General features: G+C 62.9%; 17 protein-coding genes and 1 pseudogene. 7 read left to right on the forward strand and 11 right to left on the reverse strand.

The features are described 5' to 3' along the window. Positions 1 to 10 precede the first annotated feature (10 nt). The 6 genes from glgA to JET17_RS09340 all read right to left on the reverse strand — a co-directional run bounded on the left by glgA (position 11) and on the right by JET17_RS09340 (position 7,068). On the reverse strand, positions 11 to 1,570 hold the full coding sequence (gene glgA / locus JET17_RS09315; protein ID WP_012313725.1) for a glycogen synthase GlgA: 1,560 nt from the start codon (positions 1,568 to 1,570) through the stop codon (positions 11 to 13). Between the two features lie 534 nt (positions 1,571 to 2,104). Further along, the gene (locus tag JET17_RS09320; protein ID WP_012313726.1) at positions 2,105 to 2,935 is read right to left on the reverse strand and encodes an alpha/beta hydrolase; all 831 of its coding nucleotides are present in this window, start codon (positions 2,933 to 2,935) and stop codon (positions 2,105 to 2,107) included. Between the two features lie 11 nt (positions 2,936 to 2,946). After that, a complete protein-coding gene (locus tag JET17_RS09325; protein ID WP_150105119.1) occupies positions 2,947 to 5,274 on the reverse strand; it encodes a TonB-dependent siderophore receptor in 2,328 nt (775 codons plus the stop codon). A gap of 64 nt (positions 5,275 to 5,338) precedes the next feature. After that, complete coding sequence (locus JET17_RS09330) at positions 5,339 to 6,268, reverse strand: DUF4880 domain-containing protein (RefSeq protein WP_012313728.1); 930 nt, start codon at positions 6,266 to 6,268, stop codon at positions 5,339 to 5,341. Then, entirely contained in the window at positions 6,265 to 6,774 is a 510-nt protein-coding gene (locus JET17_RS09335) for a sigma-70 family RNA polymerase sigma factor (RefSeq protein ID WP_012313729.1), read from the reverse strand. The genes JET17_RS09330 and JET17_RS09335 overlap by 4 nt, the downstream gene beginning before the upstream one ends. A 126-nt stretch (positions 6,775 to 6,900) precedes the next feature. After that, the gene (locus JET17_RS09340; protein ID WP_012313730.1) at positions 6,901 to 7,068 is read right to left on the reverse strand and encodes a DUF6026 family protein; all 168 of its coding nucleotides are present in this window, start codon (positions 7,066 to 7,068) and stop codon (positions 6,901 to 6,903) included. Between the two features lie 203 nt (positions 7,069 to 7,271). Between JET17_RS09340 and gnd the strand changes: the two genes are divergently transcribed. From gnd to JET17_RS09360, 4 genes and pseudogenes are all read left to right on the forward strand, one after another. Next, positions 7,272 to 8,255, forward strand: a complete 984-nt coding sequence (gene gnd, locus JET17_RS09345) for a phosphogluconate dehydrogenase (NAD(+)-dependent, decarboxylating) (RefSeq protein ID WP_012313731.1) — start codon at positions 7,272 to 7,274, stop codon at positions 8,253 to 8,255. Beyond that, entirely contained in the window at positions 8,252 to 9,757 is a 1,506-nt protein-coding gene (gene zwf / locus JET17_RS09350; RefSeq protein ID WP_012313732.1) for a glucose-6-phosphate dehydrogenase, read from the forward strand. Before gnd ends, zwf begins: the two co-directional genes overlap by 4 nt. Before the next feature lie 47 nt (positions 9,758 to 9,804). Continuing rightward, positions 9,805 to 11,599 (forward strand): annotated as a pseudogene (locus JET17_RS09355) (glycoside hydrolase family 15 protein). Between the two features lie 120 nt (positions 11,600 to 11,719). Then, on the forward strand, positions 11,720 to 12,340 hold the full coding sequence (locus JET17_RS09360) for a TetR/AcrR family transcriptional regulator (RefSeq protein ID WP_012313733.1): 621 nt from the start codon (positions 11,720 to 11,722) through the stop codon (positions 12,338 to 12,340). Between the two features lie 78 nt (positions 12,341 to 12,418). On the opposite strand, the gene preA is transcribed toward JET17_RS09360, so the two are convergent. The 3 genes from preA to hydA form a co-directional block, all read right to left on the reverse strand. Further along, positions 12,419 to 13,693: an NAD-dependent dihydropyrimidine dehydrogenase subunit PreA gene (preA, locus tag JET17_RS09365; protein ID WP_012313734.1), complete on the reverse strand. Its 1,275-nt coding sequence runs from the start codon at positions 13,691 to 13,693 to the stop codon at positions 12,419 to 12,421. Beyond that, positions 13,694 to 15,061, reverse strand: coding sequence for an NAD(P)-dependent oxidoreductase (locus JET17_RS09370; RefSeq protein ID WP_012313735.1), 1,368 nt, complete (start codon positions 15,059 to 15,061; stop codon positions 13,694 to 13,696). Between the two features lie 161 nt (positions 15,062 to 15,222). Further along, a complete protein-coding gene (gene hydA, locus JET17_RS09375) occupies positions 15,223 to 16,662 on the reverse strand; it encodes a dihydropyrimidinase (protein ID WP_012313736.1) in 1,440 nt (479 codons plus the stop codon). Between the two features lie 616 nt (positions 16,663 to 17,278). Here hydA and JET17_RS09380 point away from each other — a divergent pair. Then, positions 17,279 to 18,781, forward strand: coding sequence for an NCS1 family nucleobase:cation symporter-1 (locus JET17_RS09380; RefSeq protein ID WP_012313737.1), 1,503 nt, complete (start codon positions 17,279 to 17,281; stop codon positions 18,779 to 18,781). A gap of 13 nt (positions 18,782 to 18,794) precedes the next feature. Beyond that, the gene (locus JET17_RS09385) at positions 18,795 to 20,078 is read left to right on the forward strand and encodes a Zn-dependent hydrolase (protein ID WP_012313738.1); all 1,284 of its coding nucleotides are present in this window, start codon (positions 18,795 to 18,797) and stop codon (positions 20,076 to 20,078) included. A gap of 73 nt (positions 20,079 to 20,151) precedes the next feature. On the opposite strand, the gene JET17_RS09390 is transcribed toward JET17_RS09385, so the two are convergent. After that, complete coding sequence (locus JET17_RS09390; RefSeq protein WP_012313739.1) at positions 20,152 to 21,117, reverse strand: ribonuclease Z; 966 nt, start codon at positions 21,115 to 21,117, stop codon at positions 20,152 to 20,154. A gap of 62 nt (positions 21,118 to 21,179) precedes the next feature. Beyond that, a complete protein-coding gene (locus JET17_RS09395) occupies positions 21,180 to 21,746 on the reverse strand; it encodes a lipocalin family protein (protein WP_012313740.1) in 567 nt (188 codons plus the stop codon). A gap of 206 nt (positions 21,747 to 21,952) precedes the next feature. Here JET17_RS09395 and JET17_RS09400 point away from each other — a divergent pair, with 206 nt between their 5' ends. Then, on the forward strand, positions 21,953 to 22,765 hold the full coding sequence (locus JET17_RS09400) for a crotonase/enoyl-CoA hydratase family protein (protein WP_012313741.1): 813 nt from the start codon (positions 21,953 to 21,955) through the stop codon (positions 22,763 to 22,765). The last annotated feature ends 14 nt before the right edge of the window (positions 22,766 to 22,779 follow it).

Consider the following 22,779-nt stretch of genomic DNA (forward strand, 5'->3'; position numbering starts at 1 on the left):
GAATCCCCGCTCAGTAGTGGTTCAACTGTGCCTGTTTGACCAGGTCCTCGTAGAGACGGGCGTAGGGCTCGACCGCCTGGCACCAGTTGAACGGCTGGGTCATCGACAGGCAGCGCATGGCATTGAGCAAGTCCTTCTTGCCGTAGATATAGAAGGCACGGCTCAGCGCCTCGCGGTAGCTATCAGCGGACGATTCGTTGAACAGAAAACCGGTGACGCCGTTCTCGATGGTGTCGGCCAGCCCGCCGGTGTTGCGCGCCACGGGCAACGAGCCAAAACGCTGTGCGTACATCTGGCTCAGCCCACAGGGCTCGTAACGCGAGGGCATCAGCAGAAAATCGCTGCCGGCGAACATGCGCCGTGCATCGGTTTCGTTGAAACCGATACGCACGCCGATACGGCCAGGGTGACGCAGGGCCAGTTCGCGCATGGCCTGCTCTTCTTCAGGCTCGCCACGGCCGATGATCGCGATTTGTCCGCCCTGCTCGACGATGTAGTCGGCCACGGCCAAGGTCAGGTCCAGGCCTTTCTGGAATACCAGGCGTGAGACCACGGCGAACAATGGCCCTTCGCTGGAGTCGAGCTCGAACAGGCGGCGGACTTCTTCAGCATTGCGCGCCTTGCCATCCCAGTCGTTGATGCTGAAGTTGTGCTGCAGATGCTGGTCGGTGGCCGAATCCCAGCTTTCGTCGATGCCGTTGGGGATGCCGCCGAGCAGGCCTTGCTGGGCCTTGCTGGCGAGGAAGCCATCCAGGCCGCAGCCGAATTCTGGTGTGGTGATTTCGCGGGCGTAGGTGGCACTGACGGTGGTGATATGGCTGGAGTAGGCCAGGCCGGCTTTGAGGAAGGACAGCTTGCCGTAGAACTCCATGCCTTCCTGCTGCATGGCATGGTCAGGGATCGCCAGCTCCGGGCTGCAGGCGCGGCTGTACACGCCCTGGTAGGCCAGGTTGTGAATGGTGAACAGGGTCGGGGTGCTCAGCCCGCGCCAGTGCATGTAGGCCGGGGCCAGGCCTGCGGGCCAGTCATGGGCGTGCACCACTTCGGGCTTCCAGTGGATCTTGCCTTCACCGGCCGCGATCTCGGCTGCGGCAAGGCCAAGCCGGGCGAAGCGGATGTGGTTGTCGGGCCAGTCGCGGCCGTTGTTGGCACCATAGGGTGTGCCGTCGCGCTGATACAGTTCGGGGCAGATCAGCACGTAGATGACCAGGCCGTCAGCCATGTCCATACGGCCGATCTTGCACGGCGGCAGGGCAGCGTGGCCGCCGAGTTCGCCGACGATATGAATGGGGTTGTCGCTTTCCATCACCTGGCTGTAGCCGGGGATCAGCACACGAACATCGTGCAGGTGCGCCAATGCTCGCGGCAGTGCAGCCGAAACGTCGCCCAGGCCGCCGGTCTTGATCAGGTCGGCAATTTCGGAGGTGACGAACAGGATCTTGCGTTTGTTGGGGTTGTGCTGGCGCTGCGCGCCGGGTGCCTTGACTGTCGTGGCGAAATCTGGTGTGAGCGGTTCGCGGTTTTCCGGTTTGAATGAATCTACGTGAGGTTCGACAGCGGCACTGATCATACTTCTCTCCGTCCCTATGGTGTGGCCGAGTGCTGGCACCCGTTTGCTTTATTTCGTGCTGGTTATCTCTGTTTCGTGTGTTCGTAGTGCGGTCCTTGCCCCAAGGTCGTGCGCGCAGGCACGGCGCGATCGGCATTCCCGCCGAAAGCGTTTGGTCTGGAAGGAGTGAGCGGGCTGCAGCGAGGGGTGCCCCATTGCTTTGGCCTACTTAAGTTCCTGACCCGTCGCCTTTTGCAAAAGTTCGACTTTTTTCATGTCGCCTCTTCCCTGAGCAAATCGCGGGCCGAAAGCTGAGTGTAGGAGACCGGAAGTAAAAAGGGTGACCCACTGGTCACTTTCGTTATGACGCGAGTTAGACGCAAACGTTGGCGTGTGTCTTCGCTTTGAGAGGGGGTGTTCCAAGAGAGGGCGCAGGCAAATTTTGGGGGGCCATTTTGTGGCGAAAAAGGGTGCATGCACCGTTATGGTGCGTGGTGGGGCTTACCCATATTGGCCTTCTCGCAGGTCGATCTGCGAAAAGGCCGACACCTGCAGCTAGAACCTGCGGGTACTGATCAACTCATCCAGGACCCGTGTCGGCACCCTGAACGGCACCGACATGTGATCTTCCCCAGCCTCGAGCTGGAAATCACTGCGCAGTCCGTACTGCGACAGTGCCTCCAGGCGCAATTGCAGGGCCCGGGCATCCTGAATCTCCTGGGGCATCTCGCGGTCACCGATCAACAACGTGAGGCTGCTGTGGGTCAGGTCCAGCTGCCCGGCATGGGCACGCCGCGTGAATGTACGCTCATGGGCCATCAGGTAGCGGTCACGCCACCACAGGCTCGGGCTGATGGCGATCACGTGCTGGAACAGTTGCGGTCGGGTAAACAGCGCATACACGCCGAACATGCCACCGAACGAATGCCCGATCAGGCTGCGCTGGTCCTGATCGACCTTGAAACGGGCATTGACCTTTGGCATCAGGCGTTTTTCGATGAAGTCCAGGAACAGGTCCTGGCCACCTTGGGGTGGTTTGTTGCGCTCGGCAGGTTGCGGTGGCGACAGGTCGAAGGCGCGGCGTTCGAAGTCCAGTGGGGTGTCGCTGGGGTAGCCGATGGCGACCAGTATCGCGCCGCGCAGCCGGTCTTGAGCGCGCTTGGCGGCATGAAACGCCGGGAAGTAGGCGTTACCGTCAAGCAGGTAGATCACCGGGTAGCCGCCGGTCCAGGGCACATCGCCCTCCGGGAGGCTGATCATGATCCGGTATTCGCGGCCCTCGGCACTTGTCATGGACCATTGCTCAGTGCCATCCAGCGTCACCGGCGCGGCGTGGGCCAGGCTGGCAAGCAATAGAGTGCCCAGCCAGATCATTAGTGTGCGCATGTTCATCCCCCTTACCAGCGATAACTCAGACTGGTGACCACGCTGCGCGCTTCACCCCGGTAGCAGTAGCCCTGCTGGCAGTTGATATAGCGTTTGTCGAACAGGTTGCGCGCATTGAGCGCCAGGCGAACGCCATCCAGGCCGCCGCCGAAGTCGTAGTGCACGCCGGCATCGACCAGTGTGTAGCCTTCATTCTTCACGGTGTTCTGTGCATCGCCGTAGTTGCTGCCGGTGTAGCGGGCACCGCCAGAGACGCCTACGCCCATCGGCAGGCGGTAGTCGAGCCAGACAGAAGCAAGATGGCGGGGAACGTCCAGTGGCTGCTTGCCTTCATTGCCATCGTTGCTTTCAGTCACTTCGGGGTCGTTGAAGCTGTAGCTGGCGGTCATCTTCAGCCGGTCGCTGAGGTCGGAAACGGCTTCCAGTTCCAAGCCCTTGGAGACCTGCTCGCCAGTGGCGATACTGTTGATCGGGTTGGCCAGGTCGCGGGTAAGCACGTTCTTCTGGGTCAGGTGGTACAGCGAGGCGGTGAGCATCGTTGCGCTGCCTGGTGGCTGGTACTTCAAGCCCACTTCGTATTGTTCGCCTTCGGTGGGTTTGTAGGCACCGCTGCCACTCTGTGGCTGGAACGAGGTGGCGTAGCTGGCGTAGGGTGCCAGGCCGTTGTCGAACAGGTAGAGCGCGCCGACCGAGCCAGTGGTGGCTGAGTCACTGGTCTTGCGGTTGATGCCGCTGAGGTTGTCGCTGCGCCGTACATGCACGAAGTCGCGGCGCAAGCCGGCCGAAAGCCGCCAGCGGTCGAGGTCGATCTGGTCCTGCAGGTACAGGCCGGTGCGTTGCTCCAGGCCATCTTCGTCCGCCAGCGGCGTACCCGGTTTGGCGACAGGTTGGTGGTAGTCGGGCGCGAAGCGGTCGATCGACGGCGCCGGGCCGCTGGCATACAGCAATGAGGTGTCGATCCAGCCGTAGTCCACGCCGGTCAGCAAGGTGTGGTGCAGGGTGCCGGTCGCAAAACGGCTGACCAGGCGCGTATCGGCCGAGACACTCGACATGTCTTCGTACACACCGATGGCATCGCGGTCGAGAATGTGCCCCTCGCGCTCCTGATAAGGTTGCAGGTACTGGTTGGTGGTATCGACCTGGCCGTAACGCAGGTTCTGCTGGAGGCTGAAGGTGTCGTTGAAGATGTGCTCGAATTCGTAGCCAAAGGTCCATTGGCGCTGTTGCAGCTTGTCGAAGTACTCGTCACCCTGCCAGAAATTGCTCAGGTGCTCGCCCTGCTGGTAGAGCATCGGTGAGGCGGCTGTCTCGCGTTCCTGGTATTGCGCCAGCAGGGTCAGGCTGGTGTCTGGGTCGATCTGCCAGGTCAGCGAGGGTGCGATCAGGCGCACGTCGTTGTTCAACTGCTCGATATAGTTTTCGGCATCGCGGTACACACCCACAACGCGGTATAGCAGGTCGCCGGACTCGTTCAGCTTGCCACCCAGGTCGAATTGCCCTTGTTGGTGGTTGTAGTTGCCCGACTGGATCTGCACTTCGTTTTTTGCCTGCAGGCCAGGGCGTTTGCTGACCCGGTTGACCATGCCGCCGGGGCTGATCTGCCCGTACATCACCGACGACGGGCCTTTGAGCACTTCGATGCGCTCCAGGTTGTAGGCTTCGGTCTGGTATAGCGACAACCAGCCGCTGCCGGGTTGGCGCAGGCCATCGAGAAAGTCCGCGCCCATGGTGGTTTCGAAGCCACGGATGCTGATCATGTCGAAACGTGGGTCCAGGCCTGATGCTCCTACCCGTACACCGGCAGTGTAGGCCACGGCATCCTCGACGCGGTCGACCTTGCGGTCGGCGATCTGCTCGGCGGTGACCACGCTGATGCTCTGCGCGGTTTCCAGGATGGGCCGGTCGGTCTTGGTGGCGCTGCTGGCGTTGCTGGCGAAGTAGCCCTCGACGGGCGCGAAGGCGCTTTGCGAGGCGGTTGCGTCGATGCTGATCGGCTCCAGTTGCAAGCTGGCGTCGCCCTGGCTGGGCAGCACCACATAACCGGCGCTGGACTTGTGCAGTTGCAGGCCACTGCCACTGAGCAGTTGGTTTAGCCCGTCTTCCAGCGGGCCACCACCGGCCAGCCCGGGACTGTTCAGGCCGCGCACGGCCTCCGGCGAGAAGGACAGGGTGATCCCGGCACGTTCAGCGAAGGCACTCAGCGCCTGCCCCAGCGGGCCTGCCGGGATGCTCGGCGCGGTCGCTGTGGCGGCCAGCGCACCACCGGCGTGCAGGGCCAACGCAAGGTACACGGCACGTGACAAGGTTCGGGAGCAGCGGGGCGGTCGGGCAGGCAGCATGAAGCGATCCATTCAAGGGGTGATCATCCCTAACCGGATGAGCGCGTGAAGTCCGACAGATTTTTCATGCCTGGGTTGAAATACGTACCCACCAGCGTGTGCGTTGGTCGATACGTACAGGCAGCAAGTGGGCGATGTTGTCCAGCAGTGCCCCCGGCTGGTCGAGGTGGAACACCCCCGACAGGCGCAGGTCGGCCACTGCCGGGTCGCAGCGCAGCCAGCCACGGCGGTAGCGAGCTGCCTCGGCGAGGAAGTCGGCCAGGGGGATGTCGTTGACGATCAGCAGGCCGCGGCTCCAGGCGAACGGATCAAGAACGCCGGCGTCCAGAGACGCCAGTCGCGTGGGGTAGAGGGCGAGGCCGCTGCCAGCCTGCACCCGCTGCCGGCCGGCAGCGGCAGTTACCAGCACTTCACCACGCTCGACGTGCAACTCGCTGTAACCATCGCGCTCGCGCAGCACGGCACGCGCCTGGTGGCCGTCGCAAACGCCCTGCTGGCAGCGCACGCGCCAGTCGGCGCCATCGACCAACATTTCGCCACTGCGCAGGCGGATTTCCCTGCCATGCAGGTCAACGGCGCTGTCCGTGTTCAATTGCAACTGGATGTCGCCGTTCAGGCGCAACTGCCGCTGTTCGCCAACACCGGTGGTGACGTCACTACGCCACGCGGGGGGCGCAGTGCCGATCAGCAGCGTGGCGCCGCCCGCTGTCAGGCCCAGGCCCAGCAGCTTGAGGGTGCGGCGGCGGCTCAGGTCGATGTCGGCCTGGCGCAGCACAGCGGCCGTGCAAGTGGCATCGGGCAGATGCCCATTGTGAAAGTGCCCGCTGACCTGCTGCATGCGCTGCCAGGCCAGTTCATGCCGTGTATCACAAAGCCGCCAGGCATTGAACTGGCTGAACACCTCGACATTGCCCGGGCTGGCCCGCAAGCGCATCTGCCACTCGATGGCCGTACGCACGATGGCTTCAGGCAGCCGCTCTGGCGCGGCGGTCACTCGAAGCACAGCCGGTAGCAGTGCAGCAGCGCGTTGGCCACGTGGCGCTCTACCGTGCGGCTGGAAACCCCTAGCCGTTCGGCTATTTGCGCATGGGTCAGGCCACCCAGCTGGTATAGCAGGAAGGCGTCGCGCACGGTGGGTTTGAGGCCATCGAGCATTTGCGCGATGCGCTCGAGGCACTGCATGGCCTCGTGGCGCACGTGCGGGGAGGGGTAGCTGGCCTCGGGCAACTGCGCCAAGGTTTGCAGGTAGGCGCGCTGCAGTGCGTCGCGCCGCCAATGGTCGACCACAAGGCCGCGGGCGATGCGTACCAGCAGAGCGCGGGGCGCCTGGGTACTGATCGGCTGGTTGCGCACCAACAGGCGTACGAACGTGTCCTGGGCCAGGTCTGCGGCCTGCTGCGAGCAGCCCAGGGAACGCTTCAGCCAGCTGTGCAGCCAGCCGCGCTGGGCGTCATACAGGACCTCAAGCGGAATGATCGCATCCGTTTCATGCACTGCCATGCAACGCCCCGGCCAGGTGAAAGGAGAAAGCGCGCACGATAAACGCGAATCGTTCCCAATTCAAACTTTTTTCTGTGGGGCCAGCAGTGTGGGAGCGTTAACGCCCCCACCAGGGGAGAGAATGAATCAGAGGCTTACAGATTCATCGCCGGAGCGCGCCCGCTCCAGTTGCATGTGCAACTGAGCGACTTGCTGGCGCAGCTGATCGCGTTCGTCCTTCAATTTACGCAGCTCATCACGGCGCACGGAGACATAGAGGGTCTGGGTTGGAGTGGCAGGCATCAAGGTACCCATGTAAACACCTCGCGGTTTTGGCTGGTGACAATCAAAGCGTAGTCGCTTCACGCGGCGGCATTCTGAATTCTTTCACTGCTCATTGGAACTTTTTTGTTTAACGTTGTCTCGCCGTTCGTCGCTGAACCCTCGGGCGGTGTGCTGGACTAATCTGAAACGCTGGACTGTGTTGTCATTCATTTTTTCAAGGGGAGCATCGGCTCATGCAACTGGGAATCGTCGGGCTGGGCCGCATGGGCGGCAATATTGCAAGGCGGCTGATGCGCGCCGGGCACCGCACGGTCGTGCACGACCGTAACCGTGATGCAGTCGTCGGGCTGGAGGGCGAGGGCGCCCAAGGTGCTCATGACCTTGGTGCACTCGTGCAGAAGCTCAAGGCACCGCGGGCGGTATGGGTAATGCTGCCGGCGGGCGAACCTACCGAGCAGACCATCGCGCAACTGGCCGAACTGTTGGAGCCGGGCGATGCGATCATCGACGGTGGCAACACTTTCTATAAGGATGACATGCGACGCGCCGCCGAACTGGCCAAGCGAGGGCTGCATTACCTGGACGTCGGTACGTCTGGCGGTGTGTGGGGCCTGGACCGTGGCTACTGCATGATGATCGGCGGTGAGAAAGACGTGTTCGAGCGCCTGGAGCCTTTGTTCAAGGCGCTGGCGCCGGGCGTTGGCGACATTCCGCGGACCCAGGGGCGCGAAGGTGAGCACGACCGCGCAGAACATGGCTACATCCATGCAGGCCCGCCCGGCGCCGGGCACTACGTGAAGATGGTGCACAACGGCATCGAATACGGGTTGATGCAGGCATACGCGGAAGGCTTTGACCTGCTGCGCAGCAAAGGCGGCGATGAGCTACCGGAAGAACAGCGCTTCGACCTGAACGTCGCCGAAATCGCCGAGGTCTGGCGCCGTGGCAGCGTGGTCACCTCCTGGCTGCTCGACCTCACCGCCGATGCCCTGGTGGCCGACCCGAACCTGGCGCAGTTCAGCGGCTCGGTGTCGGACAGTGGCGAAGGCCGCTGGACGATCGACGCAGCAGTCGAGCAGGCCGTGCCGGTACCGGTGCTGTCAAGCGCGCTGTTCGCCCGGTTCCGCTCACGTCAGCAGCAAGGCACCTACGGCGACAAGGTCCTCTCGGCCATGCGCCTGGGCTTCGGTGGCCACGTCGAGAAGAAAGGCCAATGACCGAACAGACCACTCCTGCAGCTGGCCCTTGTACCTTGTTCCTGTTCGGTGCCAACGGTGACCTGGTCAAGCGCCTGCTGATGCCGGCGCTGTACAACCTGGGCCGGGATGGCCTGCTCGACCGCAACCTGCGCATCGTTGGTGTGGACCATAATGCCGCCACTGCCGAGGAGTTCGCCGAGCGTCTGCATGCGTTCATGCGTGAACGCGACAAGGGCGGCGAGGGCGCTGCCAAGTGCCTGGACGAAAAACTTTGGGCGCGCCTGGCCAAGCGCCTGGACTACCAGACCGGCGACTTCCTGGACCCGGCCACCTATACCGCGCTGGCCAAGCGCATCGACAAGACCAGCCATGGCAACGCCATTTTCTACCTGGCCACCTCGCCACGCTTTTTCCCCGAGGTTGCCCAGCGCCTGGGTGATGCCGGCTTGCTCGACGAGTCTGGTGGTGGCTACCGCCGGGTCGTGGTGGAAAAACCCTTCGGCACCGACCTGGCCAGTGCCGAGGCGCTCAATGCCTGCCTGCTCAAAGTGATGAGCGAGCGGCAGATCTACCGCATCGATCATTATCTGGGCAAGGAGACGGTGCAGAACATCCTGGTCAGCCGTTTTTCCAATGGCTTGTTCGAGTCGTTCTGGAACAACCACTACATCGACCATGTGCAGATCACGGCCGCCGAAACGGTGGGCGTCGAGACTCGCGGTGGGTTCTATGACCACACCGGTGCCTTGCGCGACATGGTGCCCAACCACCTGTTCCAGTTGCTGGCGATGGTTGCCATGGAGCCGCCTGCAGCTTTTGGCGCAGATGCCGTGCGCGGCGAAAAAGCCAAGGTGATCGGCGCTATCCGTCCCTGGTCGACGAAGATGGCACTGAAGAACTCCGTGCGCGGCCAGTACACCGCGGGCAAGCAGGGCCGCAAGCGCCTGGCCGGGTATCGCCAGGAAGACAGGGTGGCGGCCGACAGTCAGACCGAAACCTACGTGGCCTTGAAGGTGATGATCGACAACTGGCGCTGGGCTGGCGTGCCGTTCTACCTGCGAACCGGCAAACGCATGAGCGTGCGCGATACCGAGATTGCCATCTGCTTCAAGCCTGCGCCTTATGCTCAGTTTCGCGAATCCGAGCTGGAGCGGCCCAAGCCCAATTACTTGAAGATCCAGATCCAGCCCAACGAAGGCATGTGGTTCGACCTGCAAGCCAAGCGCCCGGGCCCGGAACTGGTGATGGAAAACGTCGAGCTGGGGTTCGCCTACAAGGATTTCTTCAAGATGACCCCGGCCACGGGGTACGAGACCTTGATCTACGACTGCCTGACCGGCGACCAGACCTTGTTCCAGCGTGCCGACAACATCGAGAACGGCTGGCGTGCGGTGCAGCCGTTTCTGGATGCCTGGGCGCAGGACGGCGAGGTGCATGAGTACCCGGCGGGCGAGGATGGGCCAGAGGCTGGCAATGAGTTGCTGACCCGTGACAAGCGCGAGTGGCACCGGTTGGGATGATCGCACGGCCCACTGTGTGGGCCAGACAGTTGCATTAAGGAGATCCAATGCCTGCCCACATCGAAGACTATGCGCTGCTCGGCAACTGCCGCAGTGCCGCCCTGGTCAGCCGTGACGGTTCCATCGACTGGCTGTGCCTGCCACGCTTCGATGCCCCGGCCGTGTTCGCGGCGCTGCTGGGCAATGAAGAAAACGGTCGCTGGCGCCTGGCCCCCAGCGACTCCATCGAGCATGTCAGCCGGCGCTACCAGCAAGATACCCTGGTGCTGGAAACCACCTGGGTGACTGCCAGTGGCCGCGCCCGTGTGCTGGACTTCATGCCGCTGGACGACATCAATTCGGTCGTGCGCATCGTCGACGGCATTGCCGGCGAAACCAACTTTGAAATGGACCTGGTGATGCGCTTCGACTACGGCCGCAGCGTACCCTGGGTGGAAAAGCTCGACCCCCTGACCCTGAGCGCCGTCGCCGGTCCCGACCGGCTGATCCTGTGCAGCACGGTGGCCTCGCACGCCCGCGACCACCACACTGTCGCGCGCTTTCGGGTGTGCGCCGGTGAGCGCCAGGTGTTCAGCCTGCGGCATCAACCTTCGCACCTGCCGGTACAACCCGACTGCGATATCGAACATGCCCTGGAGCACACCGTCAGCCAGTGGCAGGCCTTTGCCGCCCGCTGCCCGGACGTCGGCCCCTACAGCGCGAGCGTGCGCCGTTCATTGCTCACCCTCAAGGCCATGACGTATGCCCCTACCGGTGGCATCGTTGCGGCCGTCACCACCTCGCTGCCCGAAAGCATCGGCCGAGCGCAACTGGGACTATCGCTTCTGCTGGCTGCGCGATGCCACCATGACCCTGCTGGCGTTCATGAACCTGGGGTACTTCGACGAAGCGCAGGCCTGGCGTGAGTGGCTGCTGCGTTCGGTGGCCGGCAACCCGGAGCAGATGCAGATCATGTACGGCCTGGCGGGCGAGCGAGACCTGCAGGAATACACCCTGCCGTGGCTGGCCGGGTATGAGCACTCGCAGCCGGTGCGGGTGGGCAACGCTGCCGCTCAGCAGAGGCAACTGGACATCTACGGCGAGGTCGCCGACGCCATGGCCCAGGCGATAAAGGGCGGATTGCCCAGGCACCCACGCAGTGCGGCGATTTCCCGCCTGATCATGCCCTACCTGGAGCGCATCTGGCGTGAGCCGGACGAAGGCATCTGGGAGGTGCGTGGTGGCAGGCAGCACTTCGTGCATTCCAAGGTCATGGCCTGGGTCGCATTCGACCGCGCGGCGGGGTTGGCTGAGACCACCGAGGAGGGCAGTGAGCGCGGGCAGTATTACCGGCAGGTGGCAGATGAGATCCGCCGTGAGGTGTGTGAGCAGGGGCTCGATGCCAAAGGCCTGCATTTCGTCCAGGCCTATGGCTCGAGCGAAATGGACGCCAGCCTGCTGCAGATCGCCCTCACCGGGTTCCTGCCGGCCCAGGATGAGCGATTTCTGCGCACGCTCGAACAGATCGAGCAGCGCCTGCTGAAAAACGGCTTGCTGATGCGCTATGACAGTGACCGCTGCAGTGACGGCCTGACGCCGGGTGAAGGGACTTTCCTGGTGTGTTCGTTCTGGTTGGCCGATGTGTATGTGCTGTTGGGGCGCCAGGGCGAGGCGCAGGCGCTGTACGAGAAGCTGACCGGGCTGTGCAATGACGTGGGCCTGCTGGCCGAGCAGTACGACCCGGCAGGCAAGCGCATGTTGGGCAACTTCCCCCAGGCGTTCAGCCACATCGGCATCATCAACACGGCGTTGAACCTGCACCGGGCGCAGTGCCCGGCAAGGGATCGGGCCCAGTGTGGTTGAAGGGCATGGCTACTCGTATTCAGCGAAATGACCGGAGTAGACTAGTGCCAAGAGCAATCGACAAGGAATACGCATGAGCGTTCGTCGCCATAGGCTGGCAGTCAGGGCATCGCAATTCTGATGGCCAACCACAAGATCGAAATTCGCCGTCGCAATATCGAGAAAATCCTCGTGGCCGCAGAAAAGGTGTTCGCCGAGAAAGGCTACGGCGCAACGTCCATGGGTGATATCGCCGAACAGGCCGAGCTGCCGCGCTCCAACCTGCATTACTATTTCAGCACCAAGGATGAGCTGTTTCGCGCGGTGCTGCAGGACCTGCTGGATGTGTGGAAACAGGATGCGCTGTGCTTCGAGAACTTCGACGACCCGCGAGTGGTGCTGACCAGCTACATTCGCGCCAAGATGGGCCATTCGCGCTCACGCCCGCTGGGCTCGAAGATCTGGGCCGAAGAGATGCTGCATGGCGCGCCGCTGCTTGGGGTGAGCCTGGATGACAGCCTGGTGCCCTGGGCGAAGCTGAAGGTAGACAAGATTCGCCGCTGGGTGGAGGAGGGGCGCATCCTGCCGGTGGAGCCTTCGGCGCTGCTGTACATGATCTGGGCTTCGACCCAGCACTATGCCGACTTCGGTTACCAGGTGGCTGTGCTCAATGGCGGTGAGCCGTTGTCGGACCTGGCGTTCGAGAGTGCGGTACAGACGGTGACGAGTGTGATCCTGCGCGGTATCGGCCTGGAGCCTTGATGAGTGCATCGCGGTTTCGTGTAGGAGCGGCCTTGTGTCGCGAAAGGGCCGCAAAGCGGCCCCAGCGATTCCCAGGCGTCAGCTCGCTTCGCGGTAGGGGTTGCGCGGGTCCTGCGTCCAGTTCAGGTATGGCTTGCCGGTATCCTGCGCCACCATGTCGATGCAGTTTTCCACCGGGCAGGTGATCTGGCACAGGTTGCAGCCCACACATTCGTCTTCGATCACGCTATAGGCATGGGTCCCGTCAGCCTTCAGCGTACTGGCAATGGCCTGGTGCGATGTGTCCTCACAGGCGATGTGGCAGCGCCCGCAACCGATGCAGGCATCCTGGTCGATGTGCGCCACCGATTTGTAGTTGATGTCCAGGTACTTCCAGTCGGTGGTGTGCGCCACGGCCTGGCCGCGGAATGCTTCGAGGTTCTGGTGCCCGTGCTGGTCCATCCAGCGCGCCAAACCGTCCTGCATGTCCTCGACAATACGAAAACCGTGCAGCATCGCCGCAGTGCACACCTGCACCGCGCCACTGCCCAAGGCAATGAACTCGGCCGCGTCACGCCAGTTGCCGATACCCCCGATGCCACAGATCGGTAGCCCGCGCGTTTGTGGGTCGCGGGCAATCTCGGCGACCATGTTCAGGGCGATGGGTTTGACCGCCGAGCCGCAGTAGCCGCCGTGGGTGCTCTGATCACCGACGATCGGGTGGGCAACCATACGGTCCAGGTCGACGCTGGTGATGGAGTTGATGGTGTTGATCAGCGACACGGCATCGGCGCCACCGCGATGAGCCGCACGCGCCGACTGGCGGATGTCGGTGATGTTGGGCGTGAGCTTGACGATCACCGGCAACGCGCAGTGCGTCTTGCACCAGCGGGTGACCATTTCCACGTACTCCGGCACCTGGCCGACCGCCGCGCCCATGCCGCGCTCGGGCATGCCATGCGGGCAGCCGAAGTTCAGTTCGATCCCGTCGGCGCCGGTGGCTTCCACCAGCGGCAGGATGAATTTCCATGATTCTTCGATGCACGGCACCATCAGCGAGACGATCAGCGCACGGTCTGGCCAATCTTTCTTCACCTGGGTGATTTCACGCAGGTTGATTTCCAGCGAGCGGTCGGTAATCAGCTCGATATTGTTGATGCCCTGCACCAGCCGATTGGCGCCGTAATGCGCCGAGTAGCGCGACGACACGTTGACCGCTGCCGGGTCCTCGCCCAAGGTCTTCCAGACCACGCCGCCCCAGCCGGCCTCGAAGGCGCGTACTACGTTGTAGGCCTTGTCGGTTGGTGGTGCAGAGGCCAGCCAGAAGGGGTTGGGTGCCTTGATGCCGGCGAATACGATAGACAAGTCGGCCATTTATGCAGCCTCCACATTGAGCATGAGTTGGGCATGGATGGCTTCGGCGGCCAGCTTGCCGTGTTGCACGGCCTGGACGGTAAGGTCCTGGCCCAGGGCGGTGCAGTCACCACCGGCGTAGACGCCCGGCAGGCTGGTGCGCATGCCCTCGTCGACGCGAATGCGCTCGCCGTCGCGGGCCAGTTGCGCCGCTAGCGGGTCGTTGAGGCTTTGTTCGTCGAAGCGTTGGCCGATGGCTTTGAAGATGGCGTCGGCGGCCAGCTCGAAGGTCTCACCGGTGTCGCGCAGGCGGCCATCAGCCAATTCGGTGCGGGCGAAGCGCATGCCCCGCACGCGGTTGTCGTCGTCCAGCAGTACGGCGTCGGGGCGGGCCCAGGTGTGCAGGCGCACTTGATTGGCCTTGGCGATGTCTTGCTCGTGGCCGGTTGCGCCCATGTCGGCGTAGCCGCGGCGGTATACCAGGTTGACATCGCGGGCACCCAGGCGGCTCATCTGTACCGCCATGTCGATAGCGGTGTTGCCGGCTCCGATCACCAGGCAACGCTCTGCCAGTGGCAGTTGCGAAAGATCATCCGCCTGGCGTAGCTCACGGATGTAGTCGGTGGCGGCGAGCATGCCGGGCGCCTCTTCGCCAGGCAGGCCGAGCTGGCGTATGGCGTTCAGGCCAAGGCCGAGGAATACCGCGTCGTACTGATCGCGCAGCTCTGTCAGGTTCAGGTTGTCGCCCAAGCGTTGGCCGTGGCGCATTTCGATGCCGCCGATACCGAGCAGGAATTCCACTTCGCGCTGGGCATAGTCGTCCACCAGCTTGTAGCGGGCGATGCCGTACTCGTTCAGGCCGCCGGCCTTGTCGCAGGCCTCGAACACCACTACCTCGTGGCCATGCATGGCCAGGCGATGTGCGCAGGACAGCCCGGCGGGGCCCGCGCCGACCACGGCAATACGCTTGCCGGTGGCTGGCGAGCGTTTGAACGGGTGCTCTGTGAACCCTGCATTGTCCAGGGCATAGCGCTGCAGCTGGCCGATCAATACCGGTGCGCATTCCTGGGCGTTGTTGCGCACGCAGGCCTGCTGGCAAAGAATCTCGGTGGGGCACACGCGGGCGCAGCTGCCGCCCAGGATGTTGGCCGAAAGGATGCGCTCGGCGGCACCTTGCAGGTTTTCGTCGCTGATGCGGTGAATGAACGAGGGAATGTCGATCTCGCTGGGGCATGCATTGACACAGGGTGCGTCGTAGCAATACAGGCAGCGAGCGCTTTCCACCGCTGCCTGGCGGGCGGTGAGGGGCGGCGCGAGGTCGCTGAATTGCTCGGCCAACTGGTCGGCGCCGGCCCGGGGGCGCGGCAAGTGGTTCAGGGCATCGATCACGGTTGTAGCCTCTCTTTTTTTATCGGGCTTGAGGTGGGGGCACCATGCGCCCCGATCGCCGGCAAGCCGGCTCCCACAGGTACAGTGATGTCCCTGGGAGCGATGCTTCCCCTGTAGGAGCTGGCTTGCCGGCGATGGGCTGCGCAGCAGCCCCAACAGCTTCAGCGCTGGACGGGTATCGGGCGCTGCTGCTCGGCGCGGCGGCCCAGTACCTCGTACACCGAGGGGTACGCCGGGCGCTCCACGTAACGCCCCGCGCCAGGTTCGGCACGCAGGTCGCCATCGGCCCAGACCACGCGGCCCTGGCTGATGGTGTGGCTGGGAATGCCGCGCACGGTGCGGCCTTCGAAGATGTTGAAGTCAACACGCTGGTGGTGGGTTTGCGCGGAGATGGTACGCGTGCCCTGTGGGTCCCACAGCACCAGGTCGGCATCGGCGCCGACGCGGATGGCGCCCTTGCGCGGGAACAGGTTGAAGATCTTCGCGGTGTTGGTGGAGGTCAGCGCGACGAATTCATGCATCGACAGCCGCCCATTGTTGACGCCAGCGTCCCACAACACCGCCATACGGTCTTCGATGCCGGCAGTGCCGTTGGGGATGCGGCTGAAGTCGTTGCGGCCCATGGCTTTCTGCTCGGCGCAGAAGCAGCAGTGGTCGGTGGCGGTGGTGTGCAGGTTGCCCGACTGCAGGCCGCGCCACAGGGCTTCTTGATGCTCGCGCGGGCGGAAGGGAGGGCTCATCACATACCCGGCGGCGGTGGCCCAGTCCGGGTCACGGTAGACGCTGTCGTCGATCAGCAGGTGCCCGGGCAGCACTTCACCGTAGACCGGTTGGCCTTTGGCCCGTGCATAGGTGATTTCGTCCAGCGCTTCACGGCTGGAGATGTGTACCACGTACAACGGCGTACCGATGGTTTCGGCGATGCGGATGGCGCGGCTGGCCGCCTCGCCTTCGACTTGCGAGGGGCGCGACAACGGGTGCGCCTCGGGGCCTGTCAGCCCTTGGGCGAGCAGTTTTTGCTGCAGGTGGTAGACCAGCTCGCCGTTCTCGGCGTGCACGGTGGGTACCGCGCCCAATTGCAGGCAGCGCTCGAAGCTGGCGACCAGGGTGTCGTCGGCCGCCATGATCGCATTCTTGTAGGCCATGAAGTGCTTGAAGCTGTTCACGCCATGTTGGGTGACCAGCTCGCCCATTTCTTCGGCGACCTGCTCACTCCACCAGGTGATGGCAACGTGAAAGCCGTAATCGGACGCACTCTTTTGTGCCCAGCCACGCCAGGTGTGAAAGGCCTCCAGCAGCGACTGCTGAGGGTTGGGGATGACGAAGTCGATGATCGAAGTGGTGCCGCCGGCCAGCCCTGCGGCAGTGCCGCTGAAGAAGTCCTCGCTGGCCACTGTGCCCATGAAGGGCAGCTGCATGTGGGTGTGCGGGTCGATGCCGCCGGGCATCAGGTACTGCCCGCTACCGTCGAGGATCTCGCAGTCGGTAGGGGCTTGGAGGTCTTTGCCAATGGCGCTGATCTTGCCATCGACACACAGGACATCAGCGGGGTAGCTCTCGTCGTGGGTGACCACGGTGGCGCCACGGATCAACAGGGACATGCCGTCTTCCTCGCAGGCTGACCGGTCTGTGCCGGTTCTTCAATTGTTATGCGCCAGTGGCTGGAGGATGAATTTCAATCCTGTCAGGCCTGACAAGAATGGAATTTAGATGCTCATTGTGGATTGTTCAAGAAAATAATTTATGAGCTTATAACGTCTATAAATAATTGTTTTTTAAAGATTAATTTCAATAATCACCAAAATGGTGAGGCCTTTCACCATTTTGACGCACTTGACAAGAAGCCAAATTGGTCAAGATTTTCCATGCAAAATCAGCTGCTTGAAACCTGGCTGGGAGGCGCAGGGAGCGCCACTGAAAAACCAGGCTGCACCAGTTTGAAACCTGATGCAGAAGCCAGGGCCGGCCCATGGCGCTGAAAGCGGCAGGCGATGGAATGACCGTGCCATCGCCTCAAGCGGATTAATGCCTTGCAGATCAGTTGATTACCTGTGGTCGGCGGCGGCCGGCCGGGTAGGCGAAGGCCGGCCCGGCACGTATTTTGAGTACGGCCACAACCGCCAGGCCGGACCGAAGGAGCAGTACTGGTGGTGTATGTACTCCGGCCATCGCGTTAGCCCGATGAGCAGACAATTAGAAAAATCTGGAGAAGGCCCCATGCAACAGAGCAGATCGCAAGTGATCGAGCAGGATGGCCTGTTCGAGCTGTCCGCAGGCAGTGACGTGCTCGACAGCCCGCGCTACAACCACGACATCGCCCCCACAAAAGTGCACCAGCGCACCTGGAACAAATGGCACATCACCGCATTGTGGGTGGGCATGTCCATCTGCGTGCCTACCTACACCCTGGGCGGCGTGCTCACGGCCTACTTTGGCCTGAGCGTGGGCGAGGCGCTGCTGGCGATCCTGCTGGCCAACCTCATCGTGCTGATCCCGCTCACCCTCAACGCCTTCCCAGGCACCAAGTACGGCATTCCCTTCCCTGTGTTGCTGCGTTCATCGTTCGGTATCTTCGGCTCCAACGTGCCGTGCCTGATACGCGCGGTGGTTGCCTGTGGCTGGTTCGGTATCCAGACGATGTTCGGCGGCTTGGCCATTCACCTGTTCCTGGGCTCGATCTTCGATGACTGGAAAGCGCTGGGTGGCACGGGCGAAGTGATCGGTTTCATGGTGTTCTGGGCCCTTAACCTGTGGGTGGTGTTGCGCGGCGCAGAATCTATCAAATGGCTCGAAACCTTGTCGGCGCCGCTGTTGGTGGCAGTCGGCTTTGGCCTGTTGTTCTGGGCGTTGCCGCACATGTCGATGACCGAGCTGCTGGCCCAGCCACCCAAGCGCCCGGAAGGGGCGAGCGTAGTGAGTTATTTCTGCGCCGGGCTGACTGCGATGGTCGGCTTCTGGGCCACGCTGTCACTGAACATTCCGGATTTCAGCCGCTACGCCAAGAGCCAGAAAGACCAGATTCTCGGGCAGATCTTCGGCCTGCCACTGACCATGTTCCTGTTCGCCTCCCTGGGGGTGGTGATGACCGCCGCCTCGGCGTCGCTGGTAGGTGAAACGGTGTCCGACCCGGTGAGCCTGATCGGCAAGATCCAGAGCCCGGGCTGGGTGGCACTGGCCATGGCGTTGATCGTCATCGCCACGCTGTCGACCAACACTGCGGCCAACATCGTTTCGCCGACCAACGACTTCCAGAACATTGCCCCGCGCCTGATCGGGCGCAGCCGCGCCGTGTGGCTGACAGGCTTCATCGGCCTGGCGCTGATGAGCCACGAGCTGCTGAAAAAACTCGGCTGGATCGTTTCCGACATCAGCCTGGAGAGCGTCTATTCCAACTGGCTGCTGGGGTACTCCAGCCTGCTTGGGCCGATTGCCGGGATCATGGTGGTGGACTACTTCTTGATCCGTCGGCAGAAGCTGGATCTGGCCGGCCTGTACCGTGATGACATCTATCCGGCCTGGAACTGGGCAGGGTTTGCCGCCTTTGCGCTGCCTGTGGCACTGACCGTGATGGCCATTGGTAACAGCAGTTTCAGCTGGTTCTACGACTATGGCTGGTTCACCGGGTCGCTGCTTGGCGGGGTGCTGTACTACGCCCTGGGCGGCTTGGCGGTGCGTGGGCCAGTGCAGCCTGTGATCAATGCAGACAACAAAAACGCCTGAGGAGGCCTGACCTATGACCGCAGCCCAACAAGCCCTGCTATCGACTGAACGGCACGTGAACAGTGAGCGCCTGTGGCAATCGCTGATGGACCTCGCCCGCCTCGGTGCCACACCCAAGGGTGGTGTCTGCCGCCTGGCGCTGACCGACCTCGACCGCCAGGCCCGCGACCTGTTCGTCGAGTGGTGCGAGGCTGCCGGTTGCAGCGTCAGTGTCGATGCCGTCGGCAATATCTTTGCCCGCCGCCCAGGCCGCAATCCCAAGCTGCCACCGGTGATGACCGGCAGCCACATCGACACTCAGCCCACCGGGGGCAAGTTCGATGGCTGCTTTGGGGTGATGGCGGGCCTTGAGGTGATCCGCACGCTCAATGACCTGGGCATCGAGACCGAAGCACCGCTGGAGGTAGTGGTATGGACCAACGAGGAAGGCTCGCGCTTTGCGCCCTGCATGATGGGCTCGGGGGTGTTTGCCGGCAAATTCACCCTGGAGGAAACCTTGGCCAAGCGTGACGCCCAGGGCGTGAGCATGGGCGAGGCGTTGACTGCCATCGGCTACGCCGGCCAGCGGGCAGTGCTTGGCCACCCGGTAGGCGCGTATTTCGAAGCCCATATCGAGCAGGGACCGATCCTTGAAGACCAGGCCAAGACCATCGGTGTGGTGCTTGGGGCGCTGGGGCAAAAGTGGTTCGACCTGACCCTGCGCGGCGTTGAAGCCCATGCCGGTCCTACGCCGATGCACCTGCGCAAGGATGCACTGGTCGGCGCTGCGGCAGTGGTGGAGGCGGTCAACCGGGCAGCGCTGGGCCATCAGCCGCATGCCTGTGGCACGGTCGGTTGCCTGCAGGCCTACCCCGGCTCACGCAACGTGATCCCGGGCGAAGTGCGCATGACCCTGGACTTTCGTCACCTCGAAGGTGAGCGGCTGGACTCGATGATCGCCGACGTGCGGGCAGTGATTGAGGCCACCTGTGCCAAGCACGGGCTGAGCCATGAACTGATCCCTACGGCCGACTTTCCAGCGCTGTACTTCGACCGCAGTTGCGTCGATGCCGTGCGCGATTCTGCGCAGACCTTGGGCCTGCCGCACATGGATATCGTCAGCGGGGCAGGGCATGACGCGATCTTCCTGGCCGAGTTGGGGCCGGCGGGGATGATCTTCGTGCCTTGTGAAAACGGCATTAGCCACAACGAAATCGAGAACGCCACCCCGCAAGACCTGGCCGCGGGCTGTGCGGTGTTGCTGCGGGCCATGCTGGCGGCGTCGGAGGCGATCGCCAGCGGGCGGCTGGCGGCTTGATGCCTGAGCGTCCCATCACCGGCCCGTAATCCTAAAACCGATGGAGAACGACGATCATGTCGATTGTGATTTGCTAGATACCCGTGACGCGGCCCAGGCACCCATCGCGCCCGATGTGGTAACGCTGCAGGTCCTGGGCCAGGGTCAGGTTGCCGCTGTAATGGACCTGCGCCTCTTCCCTTACCTCGTCAATGCACGGGCTGCGCCGAGGGTCCGGCTGATAGCGGGCACTGAAGTGCGTCAGCACCAGGTTGCGCACACCGGCCGTTTCGGCAAAGCGCGCCACCGCTGCCGCACTGCTGTGGCCGAAGCTCACACCTGTGCGGGCGATGATCGGTTGTGTGAATGTCGCTTCGTGCACCAGCACATCAACGTCTTTCGCCGCCTCTGCCAACAGCTCGGGGTTGTCGTTGTCGCCGCAGACGATCACCCGCCGTGCCGGCCGCGAGGCGCGCAGGTAGTCCCGGCCATGCAGCATTCGCCCCGCGTGTTCTACCGTCAGGCCCTTGGCAAGCTCGCCCCACAGCGGGCCACGCGGGATACCTTCGGCATCCAGGCGCTGCACGTCAAGGCGCGGCTCGGGGTTCAGCTCGGTGAACACGAAAGCAACGCTGGGCACCCGGTGCGACAGCTGTACGGTGCTGACCGCAAGCGTATCGCTTCGCCATTCGCCCAGCTGCTCGACCGCCAGCAAACGCAGCTCGAACGGCAGGAAGGAATCACTGGCGGCCAGGCTCAGGCGCACCCAGTCGTGCAAGGCGGCCGGCAGCACCAGGTCCAGCGGCGCCGTGCGCCCGCTCATGCCGGCGCTGGCCAGCAGGCCCGGCAGGCCGAAGCAATGGTCGCCGTGTACATGGGTGATGAAAATGGCGCGCAGGTCGCGGACCGACAATGGGGTATGCAGCAGTTGATGCTGCGTACCTTCGCCGCAATCGACCAGGTACCAGTGGCTGCCGCTGGCTTCGATCACGGCGGTGGCACTGACGTTGCGCGCCTTGGTGGGCACCCCGGCCGAGGTGCCCAGAAACAGCAGGTCCAATGACTGACTCCAAGTTTGATTAGGCGCTCACCCTGGCCCGAACGAACCAGGGCGTCGATGAATCAGGGTTTTACTGCATCATCGCCCTGCCGCCAGATCAGCTCGCTGGTGTCATAGCCCTGTTTCTGGGCAATGGCCAGCATCTGCTCGCGGGTCTGGTCGTTGATGACCGGGGTGCGCGACAGCAGCCACAGGTACTCGCGGTTGGGATGCCCGACCAGTGCTACGCGATAGTCCTTGTCGTGATACAGCACCCAGTACTCGCCCTTGGTCAAGCTTGGCGCCAGGCGGCTGAACCAGTTGTCGAAGGTGACCCACAGCTTGTCGGTCTTGCCCGGCTGCTGGGCTTCGGCAATGCCTTTGGCCTCGTTCCACTGGCCGTCCTTTTCCTTGCAGCGGTTGGTCACATCGATGCGACCGTCTTCGCGCAAGCCATAGTTGGCTTCAGACTGCACGCAGTTGCGCTGGAAGAACATTGGCAAGCGCGCCTGTTCGTACCAGGTACCCTGGTAGCGCTGCAGGTCGACCTGCTGTGTGGTCGGTGGCGCGCGATGCTCATCGCTCGAACCGGCGCAGCCCGCCAGGGCCAGTGTCATGCAGGAAACAATCAGGGCTGTACGCATCGCCATGGCAAACCTCCTGGAAAGGGATGAAGAGCTTACCTGTGTTTCGATGCGTGTGCGGGGCAAAAGTTGTATGGTTTTTTTGTGCAGGGCAAACCTCTATCGACACGCACCCGAGCAACCCGGGCAAGTCCCGTTTTTGGCACAAGTACGGCAACCAGGCTGAGTTAACATCCTCGCAGTGAACCTTTTTCTCCGCAGGAGTGCAGCCCGTGACCGAGTACAGCGCATTCAAGGTCGAACTGACCGACAACATCGCCCATGTGCAGATCAACCGCCCTGAAAAGATCAACGCCATGAATGCTGCCTTCTGGGAAGAGATCGTCGATATCTTCCAGTGGATCGACGACACCGATGCGGTGCGCGCCGTGGTCATCAGCGGTGCGGGCAAGCATTTTTCCTCGGGTATCGACTTGATGATGCTGGCCTCGCTGGCCGGCCAGATGGGCAAGGACGTTGGCCGTAACGCGCGCCTGCTGCGCCGCACCATCCTGCGTCTGCAGGCCTCCTTCAATGCCGTGGACAACTGCCGCAAGCCCGTGCTGGCGGCCATCCAGGGCTACTGCATTGGTGGAGCCATCGACCTGGTATCGGCCTGCGACATGCGCTATTGCAGCACGGACGCGCAGTTCTCGATCAAGGAAATCGACATGGGCATGGCCGCAGATGTCGGCACCCTGCAACGTTTGCCACGTATCATCGGCGACGGCATCATGCGCGAGCTGGCCTTCACCGGGCGTAACGTTGCGGCCGATGAGGCGCTGCGCATCGGCCTGGTCAACCGGGTCTATGATGATCAGGCTGCATTGCTCGACGGGGTCTTTGCCATTGCCCGCGAGATTGCCGCAAAATCACCGATCGCTGTGGCGGGCACCAAGGAGATGCTCAGCTACATGCGTGACCATCGCATCGATGATGGCCTGGAGTACATCGCCACCTGGAACGCCGCCATGCTGCAGTCCGAAGATTTGCGCGTGGCTGTGGCGGCGCACATGAGCAAACAGAAACCGACGTTCGCCGACTGACCGGGCCGGGGGAC

Source organism: Pseudomonas putida, assembly GCF_016406145.1.
Lineage (GTDB): Bacteria > Pseudomonadota > Gammaproteobacteria > Pseudomonadales > Pseudomonadaceae > Aquipseudomonas > Aquipseudomonas putida_E.